At 70.4% G+C, this 22,938-nt stretch carries 19 protein-coding genes; 5 read left to right on the forward strand and 14 right to left on the reverse strand.

What is annotated here, in order from left to right; translation table 11 throughout:
• Positions 1–304 precede the first annotated feature (304 nt).
• The gene (locus AAF430_22360) at positions 305–1,285 is read left to right on the forward strand and encodes a 3'(2'),5'-bisphosphate nucleotidase (GenBank protein ID MEM7412992.1); all 981 of its coding nucleotides are present in this window, start codon (positions 305–307) and stop codon (positions 1,283–1,285) included.
• Here AAF430_22360 and AAF430_22365 read toward each other — a convergent pair.
• The 4 genes from AAF430_22365 to AAF430_22380 all read right to left on the reverse strand — a co-directional run bounded on the left by AAF430_22365 (position 1,282) and on the right by AAF430_22380 (position 6,786).
• On the reverse strand, positions 1,282–2,070 hold the full coding sequence (locus tag AAF430_22365; protein MEM7412993.1) for a PEP-CTERM sorting domain-containing protein: 789 nt from the start codon (positions 2,068–2,070) through the stop codon (positions 1,282–1,284). The genes AAF430_22360 and AAF430_22365 overlap by 4 nt on opposite strands.
• A gap of 162 nt (positions 2,071–2,232) precedes the next feature.
• Entirely contained in the window at positions 2,233–4,278 is a 2,046-nt protein-coding gene (locus AAF430_22370; protein ID MEM7412994.1) for an acyltransferase family protein, read from the reverse strand.
• Between the two features lie 72 nt (positions 4,279–4,350).
• The gene (locus tag AAF430_22375; GenBank protein MEM7412995.1) at positions 4,351–5,892 is read right to left on the reverse strand and encodes a M48 family metalloprotease; all 1,542 of its coding nucleotides are present in this window, start codon (positions 5,890–5,892) and stop codon (positions 4,351–4,353) included.
• 36 nt (positions 5,893–5,928) lie between these two features.
• Positions 5,929–6,786, reverse strand: a complete 858-nt coding sequence (locus AAF430_22380) for a PEP-CTERM sorting domain-containing protein (protein ID MEM7412996.1) — start codon at positions 6,784–6,786, stop codon at positions 5,929–5,931.
• A gap of 151 nt (positions 6,787–6,937) precedes the next feature.
• Between AAF430_22380 and AAF430_22385 the strand changes: the two genes are divergently transcribed.
• Positions 6,938–7,540: a hypothetical protein gene (locus AAF430_22385; GenBank protein ID MEM7412997.1), complete on the forward strand. Its 603-nt coding sequence runs from the start codon at positions 6,938–6,940 to the stop codon at positions 7,538–7,540.
• Positions 7,541–7,547: 7 nt separating this feature from the next.
• Here the strand turns inward: AAF430_22385 and AAF430_22390 are convergent, their stop codons facing one another.
• From AAF430_22390 to AAF430_22405, 4 genes are all read right to left on the reverse strand, one after another.
• The gene (locus AAF430_22390; protein MEM7412998.1) at positions 7,548–8,291 is read right to left on the reverse strand and encodes a hypothetical protein; all 744 of its coding nucleotides are present in this window, start codon (positions 8,289–8,291) and stop codon (positions 7,548–7,550) included.
• A gap of 72 nt (positions 8,292–8,363) precedes the next feature.
• Positions 8,364–9,404: an aminoglycoside phosphotransferase family protein gene (locus tag AAF430_22395; protein MEM7412999.1), complete on the reverse strand. Its 1,041-nt coding sequence runs from the start codon at positions 9,402–9,404 to the stop codon at positions 8,364–8,366.
• An 89-nt stretch (positions 9,405–9,493) separates the two neighbouring features.
• Positions 9,494–10,144, reverse strand: a complete 651-nt coding sequence (locus AAF430_22400) for an HAD family phosphatase (GenBank protein MEM7413000.1) — start codon at positions 10,142–10,144, stop codon at positions 9,494–9,496.
• 14 nt (positions 10,145–10,158) lie between these two features.
• Positions 10,159–10,845: a hypothetical protein gene (locus tag AAF430_22405; protein MEM7413001.1), complete on the reverse strand. Its 687-nt coding sequence runs from the start codon at positions 10,843–10,845 to the stop codon at positions 10,159–10,161.
• 180 nt (positions 10,846–11,025) lie between these two features.
• Between AAF430_22405 and AAF430_22410 the strand changes: the two genes are divergently transcribed.
• Both AAF430_22410 and AAF430_22415 read left to right on the forward strand, forming a co-directional pair.
• A complete protein-coding gene (locus AAF430_22410; protein MEM7413002.1) occupies positions 11,026–11,835 on the forward strand; it encodes an SDR family NAD(P)-dependent oxidoreductase in 810 nt (269 codons plus the stop codon).
• A gap of 30 nt (positions 11,836–11,865) precedes the next feature.
• Positions 11,866–12,351: a hypothetical protein gene (locus tag AAF430_22415; protein MEM7413003.1), complete on the forward strand. Its 486-nt coding sequence runs from the start codon at positions 11,866–11,868 to the stop codon at positions 12,349–12,351.
• 12 nt (positions 12,352–12,363) lie between these two features.
• Here the strand turns inward: AAF430_22415 and ilvN are convergent, their stop codons facing one another.
• From ilvN to AAF430_22440, 5 genes are all read right to left on the reverse strand, one after another.
• The gene (ilvN, locus tag AAF430_22420; protein MEM7413004.1) at positions 12,364–12,885 is read right to left on the reverse strand and encodes an acetolactate synthase small subunit; all 522 of its coding nucleotides are present in this window, start codon (positions 12,883–12,885) and stop codon (positions 12,364–12,366) included.
• A 43-nt stretch (positions 12,886–12,928) separates the two neighbouring features.
• A complete protein-coding gene (ilvB, locus tag AAF430_22425) occupies positions 12,929–14,644 on the reverse strand; it encodes a biosynthetic-type acetolactate synthase large subunit (protein MEM7413005.1) in 1,716 nt (571 codons plus the stop codon).
• Between the two features lie 279 nt (positions 14,645–14,923).
• Complete coding sequence (locus AAF430_22430; GenBank protein MEM7413006.1) at positions 14,924–15,964, reverse strand: LLM class F420-dependent oxidoreductase; 1,041 nt, start codon at positions 15,962–15,964, stop codon at positions 14,924–14,926.
• A gap of 35 nt (positions 15,965–15,999) precedes the next feature.
• Positions 16,000–17,190: an alpha/beta hydrolase gene (locus AAF430_22435; protein ID MEM7413007.1), complete on the reverse strand. Its 1,191-nt coding sequence runs from the start codon at positions 17,188–17,190 to the stop codon at positions 16,000–16,002.
• A gap of 48 nt (positions 17,191–17,238) precedes the next feature.
• Positions 17,239–18,363, reverse strand: a complete 1,125-nt coding sequence (locus AAF430_22440) for a hypothetical protein (GenBank protein MEM7413008.1) — start codon at positions 18,361–18,363, stop codon at positions 17,239–17,241.
• A gap of 82 nt (positions 18,364–18,445) precedes the next feature.
• Between AAF430_22440 and AAF430_22445 the strand changes: the two genes are divergently transcribed.
• A complete protein-coding gene (locus AAF430_22445; GenBank protein MEM7413009.1) occupies positions 18,446–21,643 on the forward strand; it encodes a S8 family serine peptidase in 3,198 nt (1,065 codons plus the stop codon).
• Here AAF430_22445 and AAF430_22450 read toward each other — a convergent pair.
• Positions 21,618–22,757, reverse strand: coding sequence for a PilZ domain-containing protein (locus tag AAF430_22450; protein MEM7413010.1), 1,140 nt, complete (start codon positions 22,755–22,757; stop codon positions 21,618–21,620). The genes AAF430_22445 and AAF430_22450 overlap by 26 nt on opposite strands.
• Positions 22,758–22,938: the final 181 nt, after the last annotated feature.

The following is a 22,938-nucleotide window of genomic DNA, read 5'->3' on the forward strand; positions in this document are numbered from 1 at the left end:
CGAATAGCCGTGCTCGGCGAGCAGCGCGAGCGTGGCGTCCAGGATCGCCTGGTGGGCTTCCTCGCTGCGCGGGCGACCGGCAGCGCTGGCGGCGGGGTTCTCTGCGGCCACGCGGGACCTCGGTGCGGGGCGGTCGGTCGGTCCACCGCCCGGGGAGCGGAATTCCGATACTGTACGTCTCGTTCCCAATTCAGGCACCTGGAGGCCGGTGGAAGGCGGCTCACGGCCGGAACGGGCCGCTGGACACCGCCCCGCGCCGCGGGCATGCTCCGCCGCGCCCACGCTCCCGGAGGAAACCCAGCCCATGTCCCGAGCCCACGAGCTCGAAATCGCCGTGTCGGCCGTCCGCGCGGCGGCCCGCGTCTGTCAGGCCGTCCAGAAGCGCATGGTCGCGCCAGAGACGTTGGAGAAGAAGGACAAGTCCCCGGTGACCGTGGCCGACTTCGCGTCCCAGGCGATCGTGTGCGCGGCGCTCGAAGAGAGCCTGCCCGACGACCCGGTCGTGGGCGAGGAGGACTCGGCGTCCCTGCGCGAGGATTCGCAGGCCGAGCTCCGCGCCGGGGTGGTCTCTCACGTGGCTTCGGAGCAGGGCGATTCCCTGAGCGAAGACACCGTCCTCGGCTGGATCGACCGCGGCAACGCCGACGCGCGCAGCGCGCGCTACTGGACCCTCGATCCGATCGACGGCACGAAGGGTTTCCTCCGCGGCGAGCAGTACGCCATCGCTCTCGGGCTCCTCGAGGAGGGCGAAGTGGTGATGGGTCTCCTCGGTTGTCCGAACCTGCCCCTCGGTGACGGGGTGGGGGCGCTCTTCACCGCGGTGCGCGGCGAGACGACCCAGGTCACCTCCTTGTGGGATGCGTCGGCGCCCGTGACGCCAGTTTCGGTAGCGGCGATCGCGTCTCCCGCCGAAGCCCGCTTCTGTGAGTCGGTCGAGTCGGCTCACTCGAACCAGAGCGAGTCGGCGCGCATCGCCGAGACCCTCGGGATCCAACAAGAGCCGTTCCGGATCGACAGTCAGTGCAAGTACGCGGCCGTGGCCCGGAACGATGCCTCCATCTATCTGCGGCTGCCGACCCGCGCCGACTACCAGGAGAAGATCTGGGATCACGCGGCGGGAAGTCTCGTGGTCGAATGCGCGGGCGGACGCGTGACGGATGCCGACGGCAAGCCCCTCGACTTCCGCCACGGACCGACGCTGGCCCAGAATCAGGGCGTGGTGGCGACCTGTGGTCCGATCCACGACGCCGTGATCGACGCCGTGCGGAGCGTGCGTGGCGCCTAGCGCCTGCGGAGCGCGATCCCCGCGAGCCCGACCATCACCAGCAGGGCGGTACTCGGCTCGGGCACCGTGCTGGTGCCAAGCAGCGAAAACGACCCGCCCGGGAACGTCCAGTTGACCGGCGCGAACGCGTTCGTGGTGGTTCCGTTGTCGAGGCTGTAGGACGCCTGGACTTCATTGGTCAGGTCGTCGAAGGCGATCATCAGCAGGATGGCGCCTGCGATGTCGCCTTCCACGAACGGGTTGCTGGAGACGTCGAACGAGGTGACCTGGTTGGACGCATCCCGCGTGATCTGGAGCATGTTGACCTGCAGTCCGGCAAAGAAGCCGGTCCCGTCGAGGCGGTTGGCGACGCTGGTGAGCGTGTTCGAGATCCCGATGGAGATCGATGTGAGGTTGGAGCCCAGATCGAAGGAGCCGAGCGCCATCGTGTAGCTGGTGCCGGGCGCGGGAACCTCGGGCAGCCAGATCGAGGTGGCCGTGAAGGAACCACCGTTGTTCAACACGCTGTTGAAACCCGAGATGCCGCTGCTGTCCGAGTCGACGTTGAGCGGGTCGAGGAAGCCGCTCTGGCCCGGATCCGAAAATGTCACGCCCCCGCCGCCCTCGGCGGCGGTGCCGAAGGTGTTGAACCAGTCGGATCCGAGGGAGCCATCCTCGAAGTCGTCGCCGATCCCGCGCTCCGGAATAGAGAAGTCCTGGACCGAGTAGCTGAACGGGTTGGTGACAGCGAAAGCCGGGCCGGCGAGGCTCAGCAGCACGAGACACACGAGGGACGCGAGACGCATGACAGCAGCTCCGAAACTCGGCCCCGCCGAGGGAACGAGGGGCCGTTTGCGCACCAATGCGAGGGCCCCTGACGCCGCTGTCAGGTTCCCCTTCCCGGGCGCCATCGTATCAGGACGCGCGTGGCAGGGGGCGAGGAAGCCGCCGTGCGGCCGGCCGTGACCTCAGCGCGGGTCATCCCGGCGGGGTCCCTCCGGAGGCGGCCAGGGGCCAGGGGCGGCCTCGACGATCGCGCGAGAGACGACCGCGGCACCGTCCAGGGAGAGGTGGAAGGCGTCCGCGAAGTAGAACACGTCCTCGTCGAAGATGCGGCACAGGCCATCGACACAGAAGTGGGTCTCGGGGCGGACGCGGACGAGGCCCGAGGCTTCGCCGAGCCCGTCGAAGAGGGTCTCGATCGGGGCGGTGCGCTGCTGGAACGCGGTCTGGGGCACTCCGCGTGGAATCTCGGGGGGCGGGCGCGCGATGGCGGCCCAGCGAGGCAGGGCCGCGAGTCTCCGCGCGACGGGGTAGCCCGGCTCGGGCGTCGGATACACGAGCATCACCCGGTGACCGGCGTCGAGGAGCGCACGCACGCTCTCCGTGACGCTGGCGCGAATCGCGCGTTGGCGTCCGTCTTCGTCGTCGACGCTGGGGGCTTCCATGGAGATCGGGGGCAGCTCCGGATCGCGGAAGCCTCCGTGGTAGTAGGCCGGAAGCGCGCCGAACAACACCACCGTCGCCGGCGGGCTCTCGAGCAGGAGGGCCTGGCGTTCGAGGTTCACGCTGCGGTGGCACTGGGGCCGACCGTCGTTGCGGGTCGAGAGACCGGGCGCGTAGTAGCACCCGTTCGCGACGAAGGGGACGAACTCGACATCCCGCTCGCGCAGCGCTTCCCAGAGCGGGAGTCCGAGCCGGTTCGCGTTCGAGTCGCCCACCAGGAACCAACGCTCACGGGGTTCCGCGCCCGAGACGAACCGACAGGCTTCGTCGACCCGACGCCGGTTGCAGATCGCGCCGTCCTGCTCGAGCTGGATCTGCTGGGTCGGGTCGGCGATCCACTGCAGCCAGGGCGGGAAGCGCTGGGGCCAGCCGTGGCCGAGATGCGCGGCGAAAACGAAGGCCGTCGACGCGAGCAAGAAGGCGGCGGCTCCCGTGAACAAGCGACGCTGCGGCACACGCGCCGCGTCGCGGCACGGCGTTTCGACCCACTTCCAGGTGAGCGCGGCGGCTCCGATGCAGACGGCCACGAGCGCGAGCTTCGCCTGTGTCGGCAGCTCCCCGCTGGTGGCGATCCGTGAGAAGGCAAAGACCGGCTGATGCCACAGGTAGAGCGAGTAGGAGATCAGTCCGATGCCGCTGGCGACCCGCCAGCGCAGCAGGGCCGTGACCCAGGGGTCGGCCCCCGGGTTCGCGAGGAGCAGGACGACGCCGAGCACCGGGATCGCGGTCCACAGCGAGGGGTGGGGCGTCGCGTCGTCGAAGAGGAAGAAGCTCGCGACGACGAGGAGCAATCCCAGCGTCGGGACGCCCCGTCGCGGCTTCACGGGCGCCGCGCGTCGGGCTTCGCGGCTGGCGAGCCAGGCGCCCGCCCCGAGTTCCCAGAGACGCTGGGGCAGCGCGAAGAACCCCGTGGCGGCTTCGGCGAGACCCAGGCGAGGGCCGAGCTCCGCGAGCGCGAGGGACGCGGCCGCCGCGCCGATCAGGACCGCGGGGACGCGCTCGGCCGAACGGGCCCAGAGCCCGGCCAACGCGACGGGGAACAACAGGTAGAACTGTTCCTCGACCGCAAGGCTCCAGGTGTGGAGCAGCGGCTTCAGCAGGCTCGGCGCTGCCGTGTAGGGGTCCTCGCTCCAGAACCACAGATTCGAGACGAACAGGTTCGTGGCGAGCAGACTGCGGGTGAACGCGAGCAGCTCCTCGGGGAGGAGCCAGACGACCGCCGCCGGCACGCAGCACAGGAGCACGACGGCAAGGGCGGGGAGGAGTCGGCGTACGCGGCGCGTGTAGAAGTCGCCGAGGGAGAAGTGCTCCGCCTCGAGGTCACGCAGGACCAGCGTCGTGATCAGGTAGCCCGAGATCACGAAGAACACGTCGACGCCGAGGAAGCCGCCGGTCAGGAGCGTGCGTTCGCCGATGCTGAACTTCGCGTGGTAGACGAGCACCGCCAGCACGGCGAGCGCGCGCAGCCCGTCGATCTCGGGCCGATAGTCCCGCCGCGACGTGCTCATGGTCGAGGATCGGGCGCCGGAACCAGAGGCGGGCGGCGACGGCGCGAGGCGTCGCGTCGGCTCACGCCGAACTCACTCGCTGGGGGCCGCCGCGTCGGGGACGTAGGGTTCGCGCACGGCGATCTTCACGCGCTGGCCCGGGGCCAGCGGCTCGTGGGTGAAGATGCCGTTCGCGACCGAGGTGAAGGTGAGGTCCCACTCGTTGCCCGTGCGCTCGGAGAGCTCGGGCAGGGTCTCGCCGGGCAGGGCCAAGGCGGTGCGCAGCCGCAGCTCGGCGACCGAGCCGGACTCCTCGCGCGACAGGGGGCGGAAGCTCTGGGCGAACTTGCGGAACAGACCCTGGTACTTGCGGAGCTGGCCCGACTGCATCCCGCCGATCAGGCGGTAGACCAGATCGTTGTGGGCGATCCAGGTGATCTCGGCCTTCAGCGGGCCGAACGCGGTCGGCATGACCGACACCGCGCGAAAGCCGTTCAGCTCGCCGATCTTGACCGGTGTGGCGCCCTGGAGTTTCAGACCTTCGCGGGTCGCATAGTCGGCCGCTGCCTGGGCCGGGTCGTTTCCCGGACCCTGGAGCTCGAGGGCCACGACGCCGTCACGCTTCGGCGCGAAGGCGCCCACCCAGCTCGCTTCGTTGCGGGTCGTCCAGCCGTGGGGGAAGCGCAGGGTGAAGTCGAGGTCGGCGTGCAGGAAGCGGTCGTCGACGAAGACGCCTTCGCTCGCGGGTCGCTCCACCGCCATCCCCTCGATGCGATCGAGGTAGATGTCTCGGTCCTCTTCGAGACTGCGCTGCTGGGATTGCAGACCCGGCGGCGCGTCGCCGCGCTGTCGCCATGCCTCGGTCTGGGCGCGGGTGGCGGCTTCGGCCATGCGCTCGCGCAGTGCGGGGTGGGTGGCGAAGTAGGTCTGGGGCATCGAGAAGCCCTGGGAGAGCTTCGTGTAGTTGTCGAGGGCGGTGAGGAAGCGCGCCATCCCGGTGGGTTCCACGTTGGCTCGGGTCGCGATCTCCTGGCCGATCAGGTCCGCCTGGCGCTCCTGGTTGCGGGCGTAGCGGGCGATCGGGTTCGCGCCGGCCGTCTCCGATTCGTGGATCGGTTCGCCCCCGCCGCTCAGCATGTCGCTGATCAGGGTGGCGATGCCGAAGGTCTTGGCGTGGGCGTCGCGGTTGGCGGAGTGTTTCGCCGCGACGTGCGCGATCTCGTGGCCGATCACGTGGGCGAGCTCCGCCTCGCTGTTCGCCAGCACCATCAAGCCGCGGGACACGAAGATGTGCCCACCCGGCAACGCGAAGGCGTTCGGCTCGTCGAGTTCGACGATCGAGAAGGTGTACTGGACGTCGCGTCGCGGAGAGAACTGCGCGAGGCGATCACCGATCTCCTGCACGTATGCGACGAGCTCCTCGTCGCGCACCAGACCGAGGCTGCTCTGGATCTCACGCCTCGCCTGGTCGCCGATGCGCTGCTCGTCCTCGGGCGTCATCAGGACGACTTCGCGACGCCCGGTGGCCGGGTTCACCGCCGTCGTGCAGGCGAGCCAGGGAAGCACGGCCGCGAGTACCAGCGCCATGCGCAGGCCCTGGTGTCGCATGCGCCGTGCCCGGGTCCCCATGTCCATCGCTCGATGGTAGCGGCTGGGAACGGGAGGCCTCGTTCAGGAGCGGATGCGCCGCCGGCCGATCACGAGCACGCCGAGCGCGCCGCTCGCGAACAGCAGCAGCACGCCGGGCTCCGGGGTGAACTGGAGGGTCACCCGCGTCAGCTGGCCGCTGATGTCGTTGTTGCCGGGGATGCCGATCGACGTGGTCTGGGTGGCGGTCACGAGCTGGACCATCCCCCCCACCTGGGCCGTCGAGCCGGACATCGCCGCGGGGCCCTGGGCGAAGCCCATGGCCGTGACGTTCTCGAGGCCGCCGAGTGGGGTGCGGTTGCTGACCGTGGCCGTGTTCACGGTCCAGGGCGCGCCGATCACGGTGATCCGGGTGGGCCCCGCGCCGCCGATCGTGAAGGATCCGCCGATGCCGGCTCCGATCGCCATCCCGCTCACGGTCTGGCTGAGCGTCTGGGAGATGGCCGTGGCGCACCCGATGACCTGGCAGAGACGGATCACGCCGGCGCCGGGCAGCGTGTTCTCGGAGAGCATCTGGGTCGGGTTGCCCGCCACGGCCGAGATCGGCGCGAACAGGCCGCCCTGGACCGCCGGGTTGATCTTCACGCCGTCGAGTTGGATCTCGGGAATCAGGATCGAGACGGTCGGGTCGGTGACCGGGACCGTCGTGTTGATCTCCGCGAAGGGGGTGATCAGCTCGAGCGAGTTCAGCGCACCGAGGCTCCCGCCTGGGCCGTTCACGATGGCGACGCCGGTGCCCGTCTGGGTGACTTCGAACCCACCGAAGTTCGAGAAACGGACCCCGTAGGTCCCGGTGTACTCCAGGACGGCGGCGTGACCCGTGGACGCGACCAGCACCCAGATGCCGAGGGTTCCCAACAGGCCCAGGGCTCCCGGGAGCATTCCCCGCATCCTTGTGAGGAAAGCCATGAGAGATTCCTTTGCAGATCCGGCGCGAAGCCGTCGAAGTGTGGAGAGTTTCCCACATCCCGGCGGGTGGGGGAACCGTTCGTTGCGCTGGCGCCGGCACGCCCTCTCCCGGCACCCTTCGGTCGTGGGAAGTCGGTCGGGCGTGGGAGACGGAGCCGGTGTGCGCGAGGTGCCGGGGGCCCCGGGTGCGCTCACGCTCCCGATCGATCGCAGTTGGGATGGCGCGGCGGTACCCGGAGGCACGGGGTTGGTTGCCGCGCTGACGGCCACGCCCGAAGCGATGGTCGTGGTCGCCGAGGGCCCGGTGCACGCCGCAGCGCTCGCGCCGGACGCACCGCCGGGCACACGCGTCGACCGCCTGTGGACCTTCGATGTGGTCGAGTGCTTCTTCCGGGCCAGCGACGGGCGCTACCTCGAGCTGGAGCTCGGCGTTGCGGGGCACTATCTGGCGCTGCGCTTCTCCGGGCCGCGCGAGCTCGACGACGCGCTGGCGCAGCCCCCGATCGAGTGCCGTCTCGAGGTCCGCGAGGGACGCTGGCGACACGAGGCCCGGGTACCGCGGCACTGGTTTCCCGAGCCGATCGATGCCATCGCAGCCTTCGCGATCGAGGCGGGCCGGCACTATGCCGCCGATCCGGTGGGCGGCGCGGTGCCGGATTTCCACCGGACCCACGCCTATCGGGCGGCGCGGATTCCGAGCTGGGAGTCGTCCCGGGCGCAGCGCTAGCCGTCCCTCAGCCCGCGTTGGTCTTCCGGCAGCGGGTCCCGAGGTTCTTGAGGTCCTCGCTCAGGTTCTGCAGGGCCGGACTCAGCTGGCGCGGGGGGCCGTCGAGCTTTCCCACCATGGCGCCGGCGGAGACTCCGAGCTTCTCGAACAGGACACGCTCGTCCGCGGGAGCGTTGGCGTCCTGGGCCATCCGCGCTCCCAGGTTCTGCATCTGGGTCCCGGTGTTGCGCAGGGCCTGGGTGGCCTTCGGCTCGAGCGGGAGGTTCCGGTTGCGGAGATGCTTCGCGAGCACGGCGAACTCGCGCGAGCGCTTGAGGATGGCGTCGCATTCGAAGCGGGGCGTATCGCCGGCCGACTGGCAATGCTCCAGCAAGGCTTCGACCGAGGCGGCGAGCTCGTCGAGGCTCTCGAGCTGATCCGAGAGCAGGGGATCGAGCTTCAGCGAGGCGCTGGCGTCGCGCGCTGCGTAGTCCACGGCGCGGGCGAGGCGCTTCACCTCGCGGTTCGTCGCGGGACCCGTCGCCAGGTTCTTGCCGGTGCTCTGGAGCTTCTCCGCGATCTCGGAGACGCGCTCGACCTGCTCCTTCGTCAGGTCGTCTCCTGCCCGGCGGGACTCCCCGGAGATCAGCCGCACCTCGTTGGCGTGGTCGGTCAGATCGCTGCAGATGTCCGCCCGGGCCGACGCGGCCGCCGTGGCGACGACGAGCAGGGCGGCGATCAGGACGGGGCGGGCCGGGGGAGGGAAGGACATCGGGAACCTGGTGGGTGGAGCCGGAGCCGACAGGGCGGCGGGCCCGAGAGCATACCCACGTCCGCCCCCGGATCACCCCGCGGCGTGTTCCCGGGCCAGGGCAGCGAAGCGGTCCTCGGCGGCACTCCGCTCGGTCAGGAAGGCGTGGCCCAGGGCCAGCTGGGCCCGACAGCGGTCGAGGTTCTGGCCCGGACGGTGGACCCGGAAGTACGGATCGCCCTGCCAGTGATCGGTCAGGAAGCGGACGGCGTTCTCCAGCGCCATTCGCGGGCCCGCGACGGCCAGGCTCGCGACCTCCTCGGGGGCGAGTTGGCCACGGGTCCCCGCCACGAATCCCTCGCCGAGGGCCGCGAAGAGCGGCGCATCGACGCCGACCCGGCTGGGATCGGGCTCGTCCTCCGGCGTCGTGCAGGACGCGGTGCGAACCAGGTCTCCGAAGTCGTAGAGCGCCCGCCCGGGCATCACCGTGTCGAGGTCGACGACACAAAGCGCCTCGCCGGTCGCGTCGTCGAAGAGCAGGTTGTTGAACTTGCAGTCGTTGTGGACCGGGCGGAGGGGCAACGCCGACTCCCAGCGGGCGGGGAAGGCTTCGGCCAGGCGGCGACACGCGTCGGCCTCCTCCCGGGCGGCTTTGGGGGCCAGCTCGCGCTCGGTGGCGTCGAGGGTGGCGAGGCGTGCACCCAGGTCGTGAAAGTGCGGGATCGTTTCCTCGAGCTGGCTGGCGTCGAGGTCCGACAGATCGGCCAGGAAGCCGCCGAACGCGCGACCGGCGGCGCGCGCTTGATCCGGGTGGGCCGGTGCGTCGGACGCGTGGCTGGCCGCGATGAAGGGGAACGCACGCCACCAACGCCCTGCGGCGTCCTGCAGGTGGGTGCGTCCGTCCGGCGCTTCGATCAGACGCAGGCAGCGTCGCTCGGGTTGGTCGAGCGCCCGACGTGTCAGGCTTGCCGCGAGCGCGCGGGTGACGCGTTCGAGGTTCGTGGCCAGCCGTTCGGCGGCCGGGAAGACGGCGGTGTTGATGCGCTGGAACACCAGGTCGCCGCGCGCGGTGTCCGCGAGGCGCACCCGATAGGTGTCGTGGATGTGTCCCGAACCCAGTGCTTCGATCGACACGAGGCGTGCGTCGGGAACGAGCGCGACTAGCACCTCGCCCAGTGAGGTTCGGGCCGGCGGCCCCGCTTCCGGGGTGGTGTCGCTCGGCGTCAACGCGTCGCGGCCGGATCGGGGAGCAGGGCCGCGAGGGAGGCGAGGGCGGGACCCGGGTCCGGCTCGACGAGGATGCCGCGTACCCCGACGCCTTCGGCCGCCTGGATGTTTCCGGGATAGTCGTCGAGGAACACGGCGTGGCCGGCTTCGACGCCGAGCTGCTCCAACGCGAGATGAAAGATCATGGGGTCGGGCTTGCGAACGCCGACCTCGCTCGAGTCGACGACGACGTCGAAGAGGTCGCCGACCGGCAGGCTGGCCTCCCAGCTCGCCCGGAACTCCACCACGTTGTTGGTGACGAGCGCCGTCTTGCAGCCGGCCCGTCGAGTCGCTTCCACGCTCGCGACGACGTCCTTTCGGACGCCTTCGCCGCCGGCGAGGCGCGCCAGGATCTGCAGCGGATCGAACTCCAGACCATCCGCGGCCGCTCGCGCCATGATCGCGTTTCGCGCGTCTCCGAGCCCGATCTCGCCGCGTTCGAGGCGGTGCCAGGGATGGTCCGTGTCGCGGTCGTAGGGGCCGAACACGTGGTCGAGCACACGGTCCGGGGCCGCGCCGAGTTCGGCGGCGGCTTCGACGAAGATGTGGAACGGCGAGGCGGTGAAGACCCCGCCGAAGTCGAAGAGTACGGCGCGAATGGGCTGCATGGAGCCGAACCCTATCACCGCATGGGATGGGCACCATCCCGGGCGGGCAACTGCTGGCGGATCGCGCTGGCGAGGGCCAGCCCGAGGCGGCGACCGGAAGGGGTCGGGACGCCGAGCCGGGGACCCGCGCTGCGAAACCGCAGCTTCGCTTCCAGGTGGAACGCGGCCATGCCCCGCTCGGCGGCGGCTTCGAGGGATCGGGTGCGCAGGGCGGGGTAGCGGAGCTGGGTGGGGGCGGCGCGCTGGTCCGCGTCGAGGATCCAGCCGTGGCGCACGCCGGGCTCGGACTGTGCGGCGAGGTGGAACCCCGGGCCCAGCGCCTCTGCCAGGCGTTGGCCGAACCCCAGCGGGTCGCTCCGCCGGTTCGCTCCCGCCGAGAGTTCGAGTTCGTGGGGAGCGTGGCTGCCGGCCCCGTGGCATTCGACGAGGAGCGCGGCGGGTTGATGCCACAGGGCCTGGCAATAGACGCTCCGCGGGTCCTTGTTGGGGTCGTGGTCGCGCGCCTGGGACGCGACGGCCAGCCGTGCCTGGACGCCGGCGGCGAGCAGGGCCTCGAGGCAGACCAGGGCGTAGAGCACCGCATTCTCGTCGGCGATGCGCGATCCCTCCGGGCGCTCGAGGGCGATCCGCTCGACGCCGATCGGCGCGTGATGGGGCACCCCGAGCCAGACCTCCGGGTCGCCCGGCGGCCCGATCAGCACGAGCTGGTTCTCGTCGGCCAGCGCGCGCTCGAGCTCGGGCGCCAGCGCGTGGTCTTGCCAGAGCGGGCCGGCGAAGGTCGTGGTGTCCAGGAATCGCTCCGTGTCTGCCCTCGGGCGGAGGAAGAGCCTACCCTGCCGTCGGCGTCGCGCGATGCGCCGCCCACACGAAGGAGACGCGAGATGGGACGACTGGCAGGACGCATCGCCGTGATTACCGGAGCGGCATCGGGGATCGGAGCGGCTTGCGCCGAGCGCTTCGCGAGCGAGGGCGCCGTGATCGCCGGGCTCGACGTGCAGAAGCCGGTGGATGCGGCCGCGTGGGAGCGCGTGGTCGCACAAGCTGCGGATTCCCAGTTCGAAGACGGGCTCGACGTGCGTGACGAGTCCTCGGTGGCCGCCGCCATCGGGCGCGTCCGCGAGCGCCAGGGTCGGATCGACATCCTCGTGAACGCGGCGGGGGTAGGGGGCGGTGGCCCGGCCCACGCCCTCGACGCGGAAGAGTGGGACCGCGTCGTCGACATCAACCTCAAGGGCTCCTTCCTCGTCGCGAAGTACGTGCTGCAGGCGATGATCGAGCAGCGCGCGGGCAGCATCGTTCACCTGGCGAGCGTCGAAGGGCTCGAGGGGATGAGCGGTTCCTTGCCCTACAACGCCTCGAAGGGCGGCGTGGTGCTGATGACCAAGAACATGGCCCTCGACTACGCCGAGTTCGGCGTGCGGGTGAACTGCCTGTGCCCGGGGCTGATCGAGACACCGCTCACGGCGCTGCTCGGTCAAGAAGCGCTCGGCGACGTCAAGCAGCAGATGCAGGACTGGCATGCGCTCGGCCGATTCGGGAAGCCCGAAGAAGTGGCCTCGTGCGCGCTCTTCCTCGCTTCGGACGACGCGTCCTTCGTCACCGGCCACGCGCTCACCGTCGACGGCGGTTGGACGGCGGGGCGTCGGCTCCGCACCCAGACGATCGAGGATCTCGAGCAGGGGTGGTCCTAGCGCGTTCCATTTCCAACAGGAGCGTTGGAAGTGAAACTCCGATTCCTGCGCTACACGCCCGCGGAGCACGTGTCCCACGGCTGGCCGCCGCGGGCGGACCGCGTGCTCTGGGTGTGGATCGCGGCTGCGATCGCCGTGCCGGTGCTGAGCTGGGCGATGGGGCGGGTGGTCTGGATCCGCTTCGGCGGGGATTCCTTCTACACGCCGACGAATCCACTGGTGTGGACGGCGCTGCCCCTGGTCCTCGCGGCGTTCCTGGCGCTGCGCTGGGGGGTCGCGTTCCGCCTGGCGTTCTGGGCGCTGATGGCGACGGGGCTCGTGTTGATGGGCAGTTGGCTGCAGGCGCCGACTGCGCTGGCCCACGTGGGCTTCACCGGTACCGGGCTCGACGACGAGACCTACCTGCGGGTCGCGACGGACTACGCGCTGGCATTCCTGGCCGGCGGGATCGATGTCGGCATCGCCGCCTACCTGCTTCGTTACGGACTGAGCGAGGCGGCCGCGCGCGGTCGCTGAGGCGCGTACGCGCTAGGTGACGCTCTCGCCGCGGGCCATCAAGAGCTTTCCGGAACGCACCAGCTCCACCAGCGAGAACGGACGCAAGAGCTCGATCAGTGCGTCGAGCTTCTCGCTCGAGCCGTGAGCCTGCAGGATCAGCGCCTCGCGGCCGAAGTCGACCACGCGCGCCTTGTAGTGTTCGGCGATCTGCAGGATCTGGGTGCGGTCTTCGAGGCTGCAGTCGAGCTTGATCAATGCGATCTCGACCGAGTAGGTCTGGTCGGCGGTGTGGTCGATGGCATGGACCACGTCCACGAGCTTCGCGAGCTGCTTCACGACCTGGCCGAGATCTTCGGCGCGGCCGGTGCAGGTGATCGTCATGCGCGAGAAGCGGCCCTCGACGCCGGGGCTGACCACCAGGCTCTCGATGTTGAAGCCGCGCCGCGAGAACACCAGCGCCACGCGCACGAGGACGCCGGGCTGATTGTTCACGAACACGGAGATGGCGTGGGTATCGACGTCGCTCTGGGGCAGGGCGGGTGCAGCGCTCATCGTGTCTCCTGAGTGTCTGCGAAGAGAAGAGGGCGGGGTCGGCTCAGGTGCTGCCGGTGGGCTTCTCGAGCTTCTCCTTCGGAGGCTCGATGATCATGTCCTTCACCGCGGCGCCGGCCGGGATCATCGGGAAGACGTTGTCTTCCTTCACGACTTCGGCGACGACGACGCAGGGGCCGTCCTCGTAATCGTGGGCCTCCTGCAGGATGCGGTCGACGTCCCCGGCGCGCTTGATGCGGAACGCCTTCACGTCGTAGGCCTCGGCGAGCTTCACGAAATCCGGATTGCCGACGAGGTCCGCGCCGGACAGCCGGTTCTCGTAGAAGAGCTCCTGCCACTGGCGGATCATGCCCAGGTAGTTGTTGTTCACCACCAGACACTTCGCCGCGATCTTGTGGATCTGGGCAGTCGCGAGCTCGCAGAGCGTCATCTGGAAGCCGCCGTCGCCGACCACGGCCCAGACCTTCTGGTCCGGGTTCGCGAACTTCGCGCCGATCGCCGCAGGCCAGCCGAAGCCCATCGTCCCGGCGCCGCCGCTGCTGATCCACTGACGTCCGTTGCGGGTCAGGCAGAACTGGGCGGCCCACATCTGATGTTGGCCGACGTCGGTGGTGATGATCGCGTCGCCGCCGCTGATGTGGTTCAGCCGGTCGAGCACGTGCTGGGCACGCAGTCCGCCCTTCTTCGGGTATTTGAGCGGGTACTGCTTGCGCCAGCGCTCGCACTGGGCGAGCCAGGTCTGGGTGTCGGCCATCTCGACCAGCGGAATCAGGTCTTCCACCACGAGTCGCGCGTCGCCGAGCACCGACACATCCGGCTTCACGATCTTGTCGAACTCCGCGGGGTCGATGTCGATGTGGAGCTTGACCGCGTCGGGACAGAACTCTTCGAGCTTCCCCGTGATGCGGTCGTCCCAGCGGGCGCCGATCGCCATGATCAAGTCACAGTCGGCGACGGCCTTGTTCGCGTACGCCGTCCCGTGCATGCCCAGCATGCCCAGGTGCAGCGGGTGGGTTTCGTCGACGGCCCCCTTGCCGAGCAGCGTATTGACCACCGGGGCGCGCAGCTTCTCGGCGAGGCTCGTGATCGCCTTGCCAGCGCCCGCGATCACCGCGCCGTGTCCCACGTAGAGCAGTGGCTTCTTGCTCGCTGACAGATGGCGCGCCATCTCGGCGATCGCGTCGGTATCGCCGCGCGCGGGGATGCTGTAGCCCGGCAGGTCGAGTTCGTCGGTGAACGGGGCGTCGCAGGGGCCCTGGCCGATGTCCTTCGGCACGTCGATCAGCACCGGCCCGGGCCGGCCCGTGGTCGCGACGTGGAAGGCCTCCCGGACGATCCGCGGGATCTCGGCCGCTTCCTTCACGAGGTAGGAGTGCTTGACCACCGGGTAGGTGATGCCGGTGACGTCGGCTTCCTGGAAGGCATCCTTGCCGAGCATGGGCGAGATGGTCTGGCCGCTGATCACGATCATCGGCGCCGAGTCCATCAGCGCGGTCAGCAGGCCAGTCACCGTGTTCGTCGCGCCCGGTCCCGAGGTCACGAGCACCACGCCGGGCTTGCCCGTGGAGCGGGCGTAGCCGTCGGCCATGTGGGTGGCGCCCTGTTCGTGGCGGACGAGGACCAGCTCGATCTTCGAGTCGGCGAGCGCATCGAACATGGGCAGGGCAGCACCGCCCGAGAGCCCGAAGATGTACTCGACACCTTCTCGCTCGAGGCATTGGATGAGCTTTTCGCCGCCGGTCGTCATCTTCTGGTCCATCGTGGTTCTCGAGAATCGAAGTTGGCCGTTTCAGGCCAGGGAATGGGTGCAGAGTCTCTGGAGGAGAGTCGGGTTTGGCGTTCGGGACGCCGTTTCCCTCTCCACTCGGGTCACTGAGCGCCAGAGTGTAGATGGAAAACGCCCTCGCGCACGCGAAAATCGCGTGGCGAGGGCGCTTCGAGTGTCCATTCGTAGGAATCGGGTCCGATTCCGTCGTTTTTCCCTGGGGGAACTACGAATCTGGGCCGATGCGTCCCTCCGATCGCCGAGCGCTGACGTCTAGAGCAACGTCTCGGCCAGCAGCTGCTGGGTGGCGGCGTTCGTGCCCGCCACCAGCATCGAGCCTACGTGGCCCTTCTTGCCGGCTTCCTTCCAGGCCGAAAGACGGTCGCGGACCCGATCGGGCGGGCCGACCAGGGCGATCTCGTCCACCAGTGCGTCCGGGACGGCGGCCATGGCCTCGGCCTTGGAGCCGGCCAGGTAGAGGTCCTGGATCTTCTCGGCGGCTTCCTCGTAGCCGAGCCGCTTCGTGTAGTCGTTGTAGAAGTTCTTGCCCTTCGCGCCCATGCCGCCCACGTAGAGCGCGAGCATGCCCTTCACGGGCATCCGGCAAGCCTCGAGATCATCGCCCACCACCGCGGTGACGAAGGGCGCGATGTCGAAGTCCGCGAGGGACTTGCCACCGCCGGCCTTCGCGAAGCCCTCGGCGAACGACTTCTCGAAGAGGTCGAATCGGTCCGGGTTCATCCAGACCGGGATCACGCCGTCCGCCACTTCCGCCGCGCAGCGCAGGCCGTTCGGCGAGATCGAGGCGGTGTAGATCGAGAGGTCCGGGTCCGGGTGGACGATCGCCTTGAGCGGCTTGCCGAGACCGGTGGCACCCGGTCCCTGGTAGGGCAGCTGGTAGTGCTCGCCGTCGTGCTCGACCGGCGCCTCGCGGGCCACGATCTTGCGGATGATCGAGACGTACTCGCGGGTTCGCGTCAGGGGCTTGCCGTAGGGCACGCCGTGCCAGCCCTCGACGACCTGGGGGCCCGAGGGTCCGAGTCCCAGCAGGAAGCGACCGCCGGAGAGTTGGGAGAGGGTGATCGCGGTTCCCGCGGTGCAGGCCGGGGAGCGCGCGGGCATCTGCATGATCGCCGTGCCCACCTTGATCTTCGTGGTCTGGGCCAGGACCCACGCCGCGGTGCTCACCGCGTCCGAGCCGTAGGCCTCGGCCGTCCAGACCGAGTCGAAACCGAGGGATTCGGCAGAGCGGATCGGGTCCAGGTCGATGGACACCCGCTTGCCGGAATAGCCGAGCAGAACGCCGAGCTTCATGGGGGAACTCCTTTGGGGGGTGGGAGCCCGAGGGCTCAGGGGAAACGCGCGCCGATCCACTCGGCCACGCGCGCGAGCGCCTCGGGGCGATGGCCTTCGAGGTAGTGCGGGGCACCGCGCATCAGAACGTATGTCACGTCGTCCGCACCCGCTGCCGCGCGGATCTCCTCGGCCTGACAGAGCCGGATCTCGGTGTCCGCCGTGGGGTGGACGAGCAGGGTGGGCACCTTCACCGAGGGCAGGGTGTCGGCGAGGCGCGCCTTCGAGGAGAGGCCGGACCAGGTCGAGAGCCAGCCGCGAGGGGTCATGGTGCGCGCCAGCCCGCCGCGGCCGTAGTTGGCGTCGAGCGGATCGGGGAAGGCGAAGAGCGAGCCCAACGGTCGGTCGTCGGGGTCGATGGTCGGGTCGAGGTAGGCCGGGTCTGCGAGGGTGCGGTAGATCGTGAGCACCTCTCCGGCGACGGCGCGTTGTCGCCAGTGACGCCAACCCGCCGGGTCCTGCTCGGCGTCGAAGCCCTTCAGCGTCTTTCGCGCGTCGCGCGCCGCTTCGATCGAGCGCTGGGCCTTCGCGTCGATGCGCGCCACCCGCGCCCGCTGGGCCGCGCGATAGCCGTCGAGCCAGGCCCGGTCGTAGTGACTCGGCTCGGGCCAGGGCCGCCAGCCGTTGTCCGGGTTGTACATGTCGAGTTCGGGGACCACGGCGTGGGGATCCGACTCGTCAGCGACCGATGGGTCGATCACCTGCAGCATGAACACCCCTTCGCCGGGGTGCGCGGCCATCCCGATCCAGGCGTCTCCGCAGCCGGTCTCCTGTTGGGCCAATGCCATGAGTGAGCCGCCGCCGCTGTTCCCGAGCAGCAAGACGGCTTCGGCGCCGCGCCGACGCATCTCGGCCGCCGCGGTCTCGACGTCGCGGACCAGCGCTTCGTGGAGACAGTCGGTGTCGTTGTTGAGGTAGCGGGTGGCGAAGCCGAAGACCGCGTAGCCGGCCGCCGCGAGGAGGGGGCAGGCGTAGTGCACCGAGAAGTCGCCGCGGGGGTGACTGAGGATGACCGCCGTCTTCCAGGGCTCGCCGGCAGGAGGCGTCCACAGCACGCCGCGCACGAGCGCACCGTCGGCGGTGACCAGGCGGATCGGTTCCCGGCCGAGGGTCACGCCCGGATCGTCCTCGGGCAGCGGCCAATAGCCCAGACCGAGGGGACGCTGCGATCCGAGTGCGTGGGGCATGGGGACGGGCCTCGTGCTGGGGCGCGCAGTATACGGGGCGAAGCTCCGCTAGCGGCGGAAGTGGGCCACGGTCTCGACGTGTTCGGTGAAGGGAAGGAGCGGGTACGCCCAGAGACCCGTGAGGCGCAGCGACGACGTTGCGAGGAGCTGGGTGGCCTGTGCCAGGAACGCGTCGAGTCCGCAGCTCACCCAGGCGACTTCCTGCACCGGGCTGACTGCGAGCGCCGAGAGGAAGGCGGGATGGACGCCTTTGCGCGGCGGGTCGAGCACCACGACCTCGGCTTCGGCGAGCAGGTCGGTGCAATCCTCGGCGGCGCGGGTGGAGGCCTCGGCCCGCGTTCGTTCGGCGGCAGAGCGTCGCGCGAGGGCGTGCTGCAGACCGATCGCGCCGGCCGGGTTCAGTTCGACGAAGTGGACCGAGGCCGCGGCGCCGAGCAGCGCGAGCCCGAGGGCGCCCGTCCCGGCGAAGAACTCGACGATCCGGCGTCCGGGTGTCACGCAAGCGCGGACGCGACGGGCGATCGCGTCCGCGACTTCGGGTTGGCTCTGTCCGAAGGCAGCGGGCGGGTACGCGACGTCGCCATCGGCCACCCGCTCCCACAGCAGTGCGTCACCGGCGAGGTGTTGCCAGTGGGGTCCGAGGATCGTGTTCGTGCGCTCGGGATTGCCGTTCCAGAACAGCCCCAGCAGTGCGTCACCGAGCTGCTGTGCGAGAGCCGGGGCCATCGCGGCGACCGGGCCCGGCTCGCGGGCGTTCTCGACCAGCACGATCTGGGCGCGCCCGCTCTCGGACGCGACCGCGACCTGGACCGCCCGCAGACTCCCGCGGTGGGGTGCGTCGGCGTAGCTCGTGACGCCGGCAGCGGCCTCTTTCACTGCGGCGGCGACCCGGTTGATGGTCGGGTGATGCACGGCGCAGCGGGGGATGTCGACGATCCGGTGGCTGCCGGCCTGGAACAGACCGACTTTCGGCACGCGGGTGCGCCCGCGGACCATCAGGCGGGCCCGATGGCGACTGCCCAGCCCGCGCGCGGTCTCGAAGGCGGGCTCCGGGCCCCCATGCGCGGCGCTCCACGCCCGCAGGGCTTCCCGGGCGCGGGGCGGCACGGCCGCGTCGCCGAAGCGGGGGCAGCCCGGACAGGGAGGTCGATGCGGGCAGTCGGCGGCCATCATCGGAGCGGACCGTAGCCCCGGAAACCGAGGTGCGAGCGCGGATTCCCCGTGCCGCCAGGCGCGCCGCCCGTAGACTCGGCACATGCCGTGGTCGCGACGGATCGTGTGCGCTGGCTCGAAGGCTGGGTTCGCCCTGAGCCTGGGGACGACGCTGCTTCTCGCGATGCCGATCGCCGCCGCCGAGATCCTGGTGCGGCTACGCGCCGAGGGTCCCGCCGCGGTGACCGCCTGTGCGGAACACCAGCAACGCATGGGCCGGCCGATGGCGCAGATCCTCGAGGACGGCTCCGAGAGCCTCGACCGGCTGCATGCCGAGCTGGGTGTGCGCCGGGTGCGCGCCGTGTTTCGCCGCTCGGATGGCCGATCCTTCCAGGTTCAACGCGCAGCGCTGCGGGCGCGGGCCACGCGGCCGCGCGCGCGGCTGCCCGGGCGCGCGCGACTTCCCGATCCGCCGGATCTTGCCCACGTCTACCGGGTCGCGCTTCCGCCCGGTGCGAACCCGGCAGAGGCCGCCCGCCGCTACGCGGCGGACTCCCATGTCGTCTGGGCCCAGCCCAACTTCGAGGGACGCATCGATTTCGTGGCGGACGATCCCTTCCTCGCGAGCTCCGGCGCGTGGGGCCAGGACCATGCCGATCTCTGGGGACTCGACCGCATCCGCGCGCCCGAAGCCTGGACCCGCACGCGCGGGGAGGGCGTGCTGGTGGCCGTGGTCGACACGGGCCTCGACACCGAACACCCGGATCTCGTCGCGAACGTCTGGGTGAACCCCGGCGAGGACCTCGATGGCAGTGGTCGCATCGAGCCCGACGAGCGCAACGGCGTTGACGACGACGGGAACGGTTTCGTCGACGACTTCCATGGCTTCGACTTCGCGAACTCGATCGATGCGAACGACGACGGCGACTTCGACGACCCGGAAGACGTCTCCGACGCCGACCCCTTCGACGACTGGGGGCACGGCACCCACGTGGCCGGGACGGTGGCGGCCGTTGGCGGCAACGGCGTCGGTGTCGCGGGCGTGGCGCCCCGCGCGACAGTGATGGGCGTCAAGGTCTTCCCCGAGAACGAGGGCGCGCCGGTCGAGGTGCTGGCCCGGGGCGTCGCGTATGCCCTGTGGAACGGCGCCCGCGTCGTGAACAACAGCTGGTCCTGTGGTCAGCGCTGTCCCGAGAACCCGGTGATCGAGGAGGTCGTCGCGCTGGCCGAATCCCTGGGCGCGGTGATCGTGACCTCGGCCGGCAATCGCAGCGACGACGTCCTGTTCTACAGCCCCGAGAACCGACGCGAGACGATCGCGGTGGGGGCGTCGGGGCTCCAGGACGAAACCACCGCGTTCAGCAGCCGCGGCCTGTTGATGGACCTGCTCGCGCCCGGCGGCGCCGATCCGCTGGGTCCCGGCTTCTTCGCGCAGCGCGCGATCCTCTCGACGCGTTCATCGGGTGCCAACGACAACGCGGATGGCGCCGGGGCCTTCACGGTCGCCGGGGAGTACCTGCGCTGGGTCGGCACCTCGATGTCGGCGCCCCATGTGGCCGGTACGGTGGCGCTCCTGCTCGCCGACCGCCCCGCGCTCACGCCCGAGGAGGTGCGCGGGATCCTGCGCGCCTCGGCGCGCGACGTCGGGGCGCCTGGACACGACGCCGAGAGCGGAGCCGGCGTGCTGGACGCCGCGGTCGCCCTCGAGACGGATCCGCCGGCCGCCGGCGCGCGCTTCACGTACCCGCTGCCGGGCGCCGTGGTCGTCTTGCGTGGCGACACGCTGGCCCTCGAAGGCGAGGTGTTCGGCGATGACGTGTTTCGGGAGCTCGCGGTCGGTCGGGGGCTCGTGCCGTCGGGATTCGAGGTGGTGGGCTTGCGCGCGGGCGGGCGCGCGACCGACGGCGTGCTCGCCGAGTGGCCGGTCGGCACCTACGCGCCGGGATCGGTGCTGTTCCGCCTGACGGTTCGAGGCAGCGACGGGCGCGAGGTCGTCGAATACCTGCCGTTTGCGTTGGAGCACCAGGAGCCGGTGCGCTTGTCCTCTCCCGGCCAGAACGCCGAGGCGCCCGACCTATCGGGAGCGTGGGTGGCCTGGCAGTCGCGCCGCAATCTCGAAGAGGCGCCCGACGAAGATCTCGGGAGCGAGATCTTCGTGACGGCCTGGGGTCCGAGGAACGCGCTCCACGAGTGGCGAGCCGTCTCCGGGCCGGGGGATCAGAACGAAGTACGACTCGCCGGTCGGCGCCTCGCCTGGTTCGACGACCGGGCCGCCACCAACGAAGTACACACCTGCCGCATCCGCCGGATCGGCGGGGCCTGTGATGCGCAGGCGGTGGCGGCGGGCGAGGCCGGTCGTCAGCGGTTGACCCTCTCGCGCCGCTTCCTGGTCTGGACGGCGCAGGTCGGCGGCCTGCAGCGACTGCTCGGCTGTCAGTTCACGGCCCGCGGCTGCGCGGCCTGGCCGATGCCCGACACCGCAGGGCGACAGACCGACCCGGTGCTGTCGCGGCGCGATCTGCTGTGGACCGACTGGAGCGGGGGCTTCCCGGCTACGCTGCGCTGTCGGCTGACCGGCAACGGGTGTGCCCAGCCGGAGCCAGTGCCCGCCGAGATCCCGGCGCAAGAGACGGACCTCGCGGGTTCGCTCGTGGCCTGGCGTGACTTCGCCGACCGCCTCGTCGCGTGTCACCGGGAGGCCGACGGTCGCTGTGAGCCCGCGGTGGTGGCGACCGGCGGAATCGGGCGTCCCCGCATCTCCGGCCGCCGGATCACGTGGAGCGGGGTCCAGGACGGCAACCGCGACGTCTACGTCTGTGAATACGACCGCGACACGCGTGAGTGTCCCGTCCAGCGCCTGACCGGGGCGGCCGGGGATCAGGACGCGCCGGACGTCTCGGGAGCCCGGGTCGTCTGGGAGGACGATCGCGCCGGCGGCCGGGCGATCTTCGGAGCCCGGCTCCCGGAAGTCCTGCCGCTCCCGCCGCGCACGGTCCGCACGGGCCGACTCCTCTGGCTGCGAGTTCGCGCGCACGGCCCCGAACGCGCGGCGCTCACCCTTCACGGCCGCTTCGCCGATGGCTCGCCCCTGTCGTCGCGGGGGATTCGGTTGCGCGATCGCGGCGACGGACGAGGCTGGCTCGCCTGGCGACCCGGTCCCGGCGATGTCGGTGCGCACCACATCGTGGTCGAGGCGCGCACGGCGGGCGGTCTCTTCAGCCGACGCACCTGGGTGGTGCAGGTCGAGCCCGGTCGGGCGTGGAAGCCCGGGAGGGTCAGTCGGCCTCGAGGATCTCGGTGACGAGGTAGCCGTCGCCTTCGTCGTCGTCGACGATCGGCAGCTCGTCCATCATCTCGTTCAGGTAGCGCGAGGCTTCGGCGTCGAGCTGGTGGAAGCGCAGCACCATCCCCTTCTCGCCGTCGTCCCGATGGACGCGGGCTCGCACGACGAGCGGGACTTCCCGGTTGCCCACGTGCACGGCGAGCTGCAGGTCGCTGCCCAGGCACAGCATGGGGGTCGGGTTGACGCGCATGCCGCCCACCGAGATATCGCGCCCCATGAGCACCTTGCTGGCTTCGTCACCCAGGGCGATCACGCGGCGTTCCATCGCGTGTCGCGCGCTCTCGCGGCGTTCACTGTCGGCATTCTCGTCCGCGTCGGCATCCGACAGGGGAGCGCCGGCCACGGCGTTCGGGGCGACCGCGAAAGCGTCCTTCGTGCCCTCGTACAACGCAGGGCCACTGGCGTGGGCTTCGATCGTCTTGCGCAGCTTCTGGTGGAGCCGCGTGCTCATGCCTTCGAAGCGCGCGGTGACGATCAGGGTGCCCGGCAGATTCTCCGAGGCGGTGCACTGCAGCACGCGGCCCTTCGCCGAGAAGGCTTTCTCGCCGGAGATCGCGGCGGGGATCTGCAGCGCGATCTTCTGGTCGCGCTTCACGGGCTGGTGGGTCAGCAGCCGGAAGCCGCCGAGCGAGAGGTCGGCGAGCAGGGCGGGGCGCTGGCGCCAGCCCGCCCGGTAGCGCACGTGGGCGCCGATGCTGACGCGCACGTTGCGTCGCTTCTCGGGACCGCGATAGAGAGCGTGGAGCACGAGCGCGCGCAGCGCCGAGCGATGGACCGGGCGGCGCACCATCAGCCGGATTCCGGCGCGGCGCAGCGTGTTGCGAAGCGTCTTCGACTCCTGGTCGAGGACGGCGATCTGGGCCGGCTGGATGTCCGAGGGATGCAGGTGGAGACTGAGCATCCGCTTCGGTGTCGCGATGACCAGCGACCACTGGGTCTCGCGGTCCTCGAGGGACGGTTCGCCGCAGCGGTCGGTGAACGGTGTGCCGAGCGATTCGAAGAGCGGACAGAGATCCGCCAGTTCGCCGTCGTGGACGATCAGGGTCTTCGGAGCCGAGAGTTCTTGGGTCATCAGCGAGGCTCGACGTGCACAGCGTCTCTTGCATCGGCCGGCGGGGGCGGGCCCTTGAAGGGGCACGCGCGCCAGGGGGCCCAGACTCCACCCCGCCGTGCGCGCGGCGCGAAAATTGCCACGGCGGCGGAGCGGGTTGCCGCTTCCTGAAGGGGCGCCCATGTCCGTGTCGTCGGATGGG

Source organism: Myxococcota bacterium (genome assembly GCA_039030075.1).
Classification (GTDB): Bacteria; Myxococcota_A; UBA9160; order UBA9160; family SMWR01; genus JAHEJV01.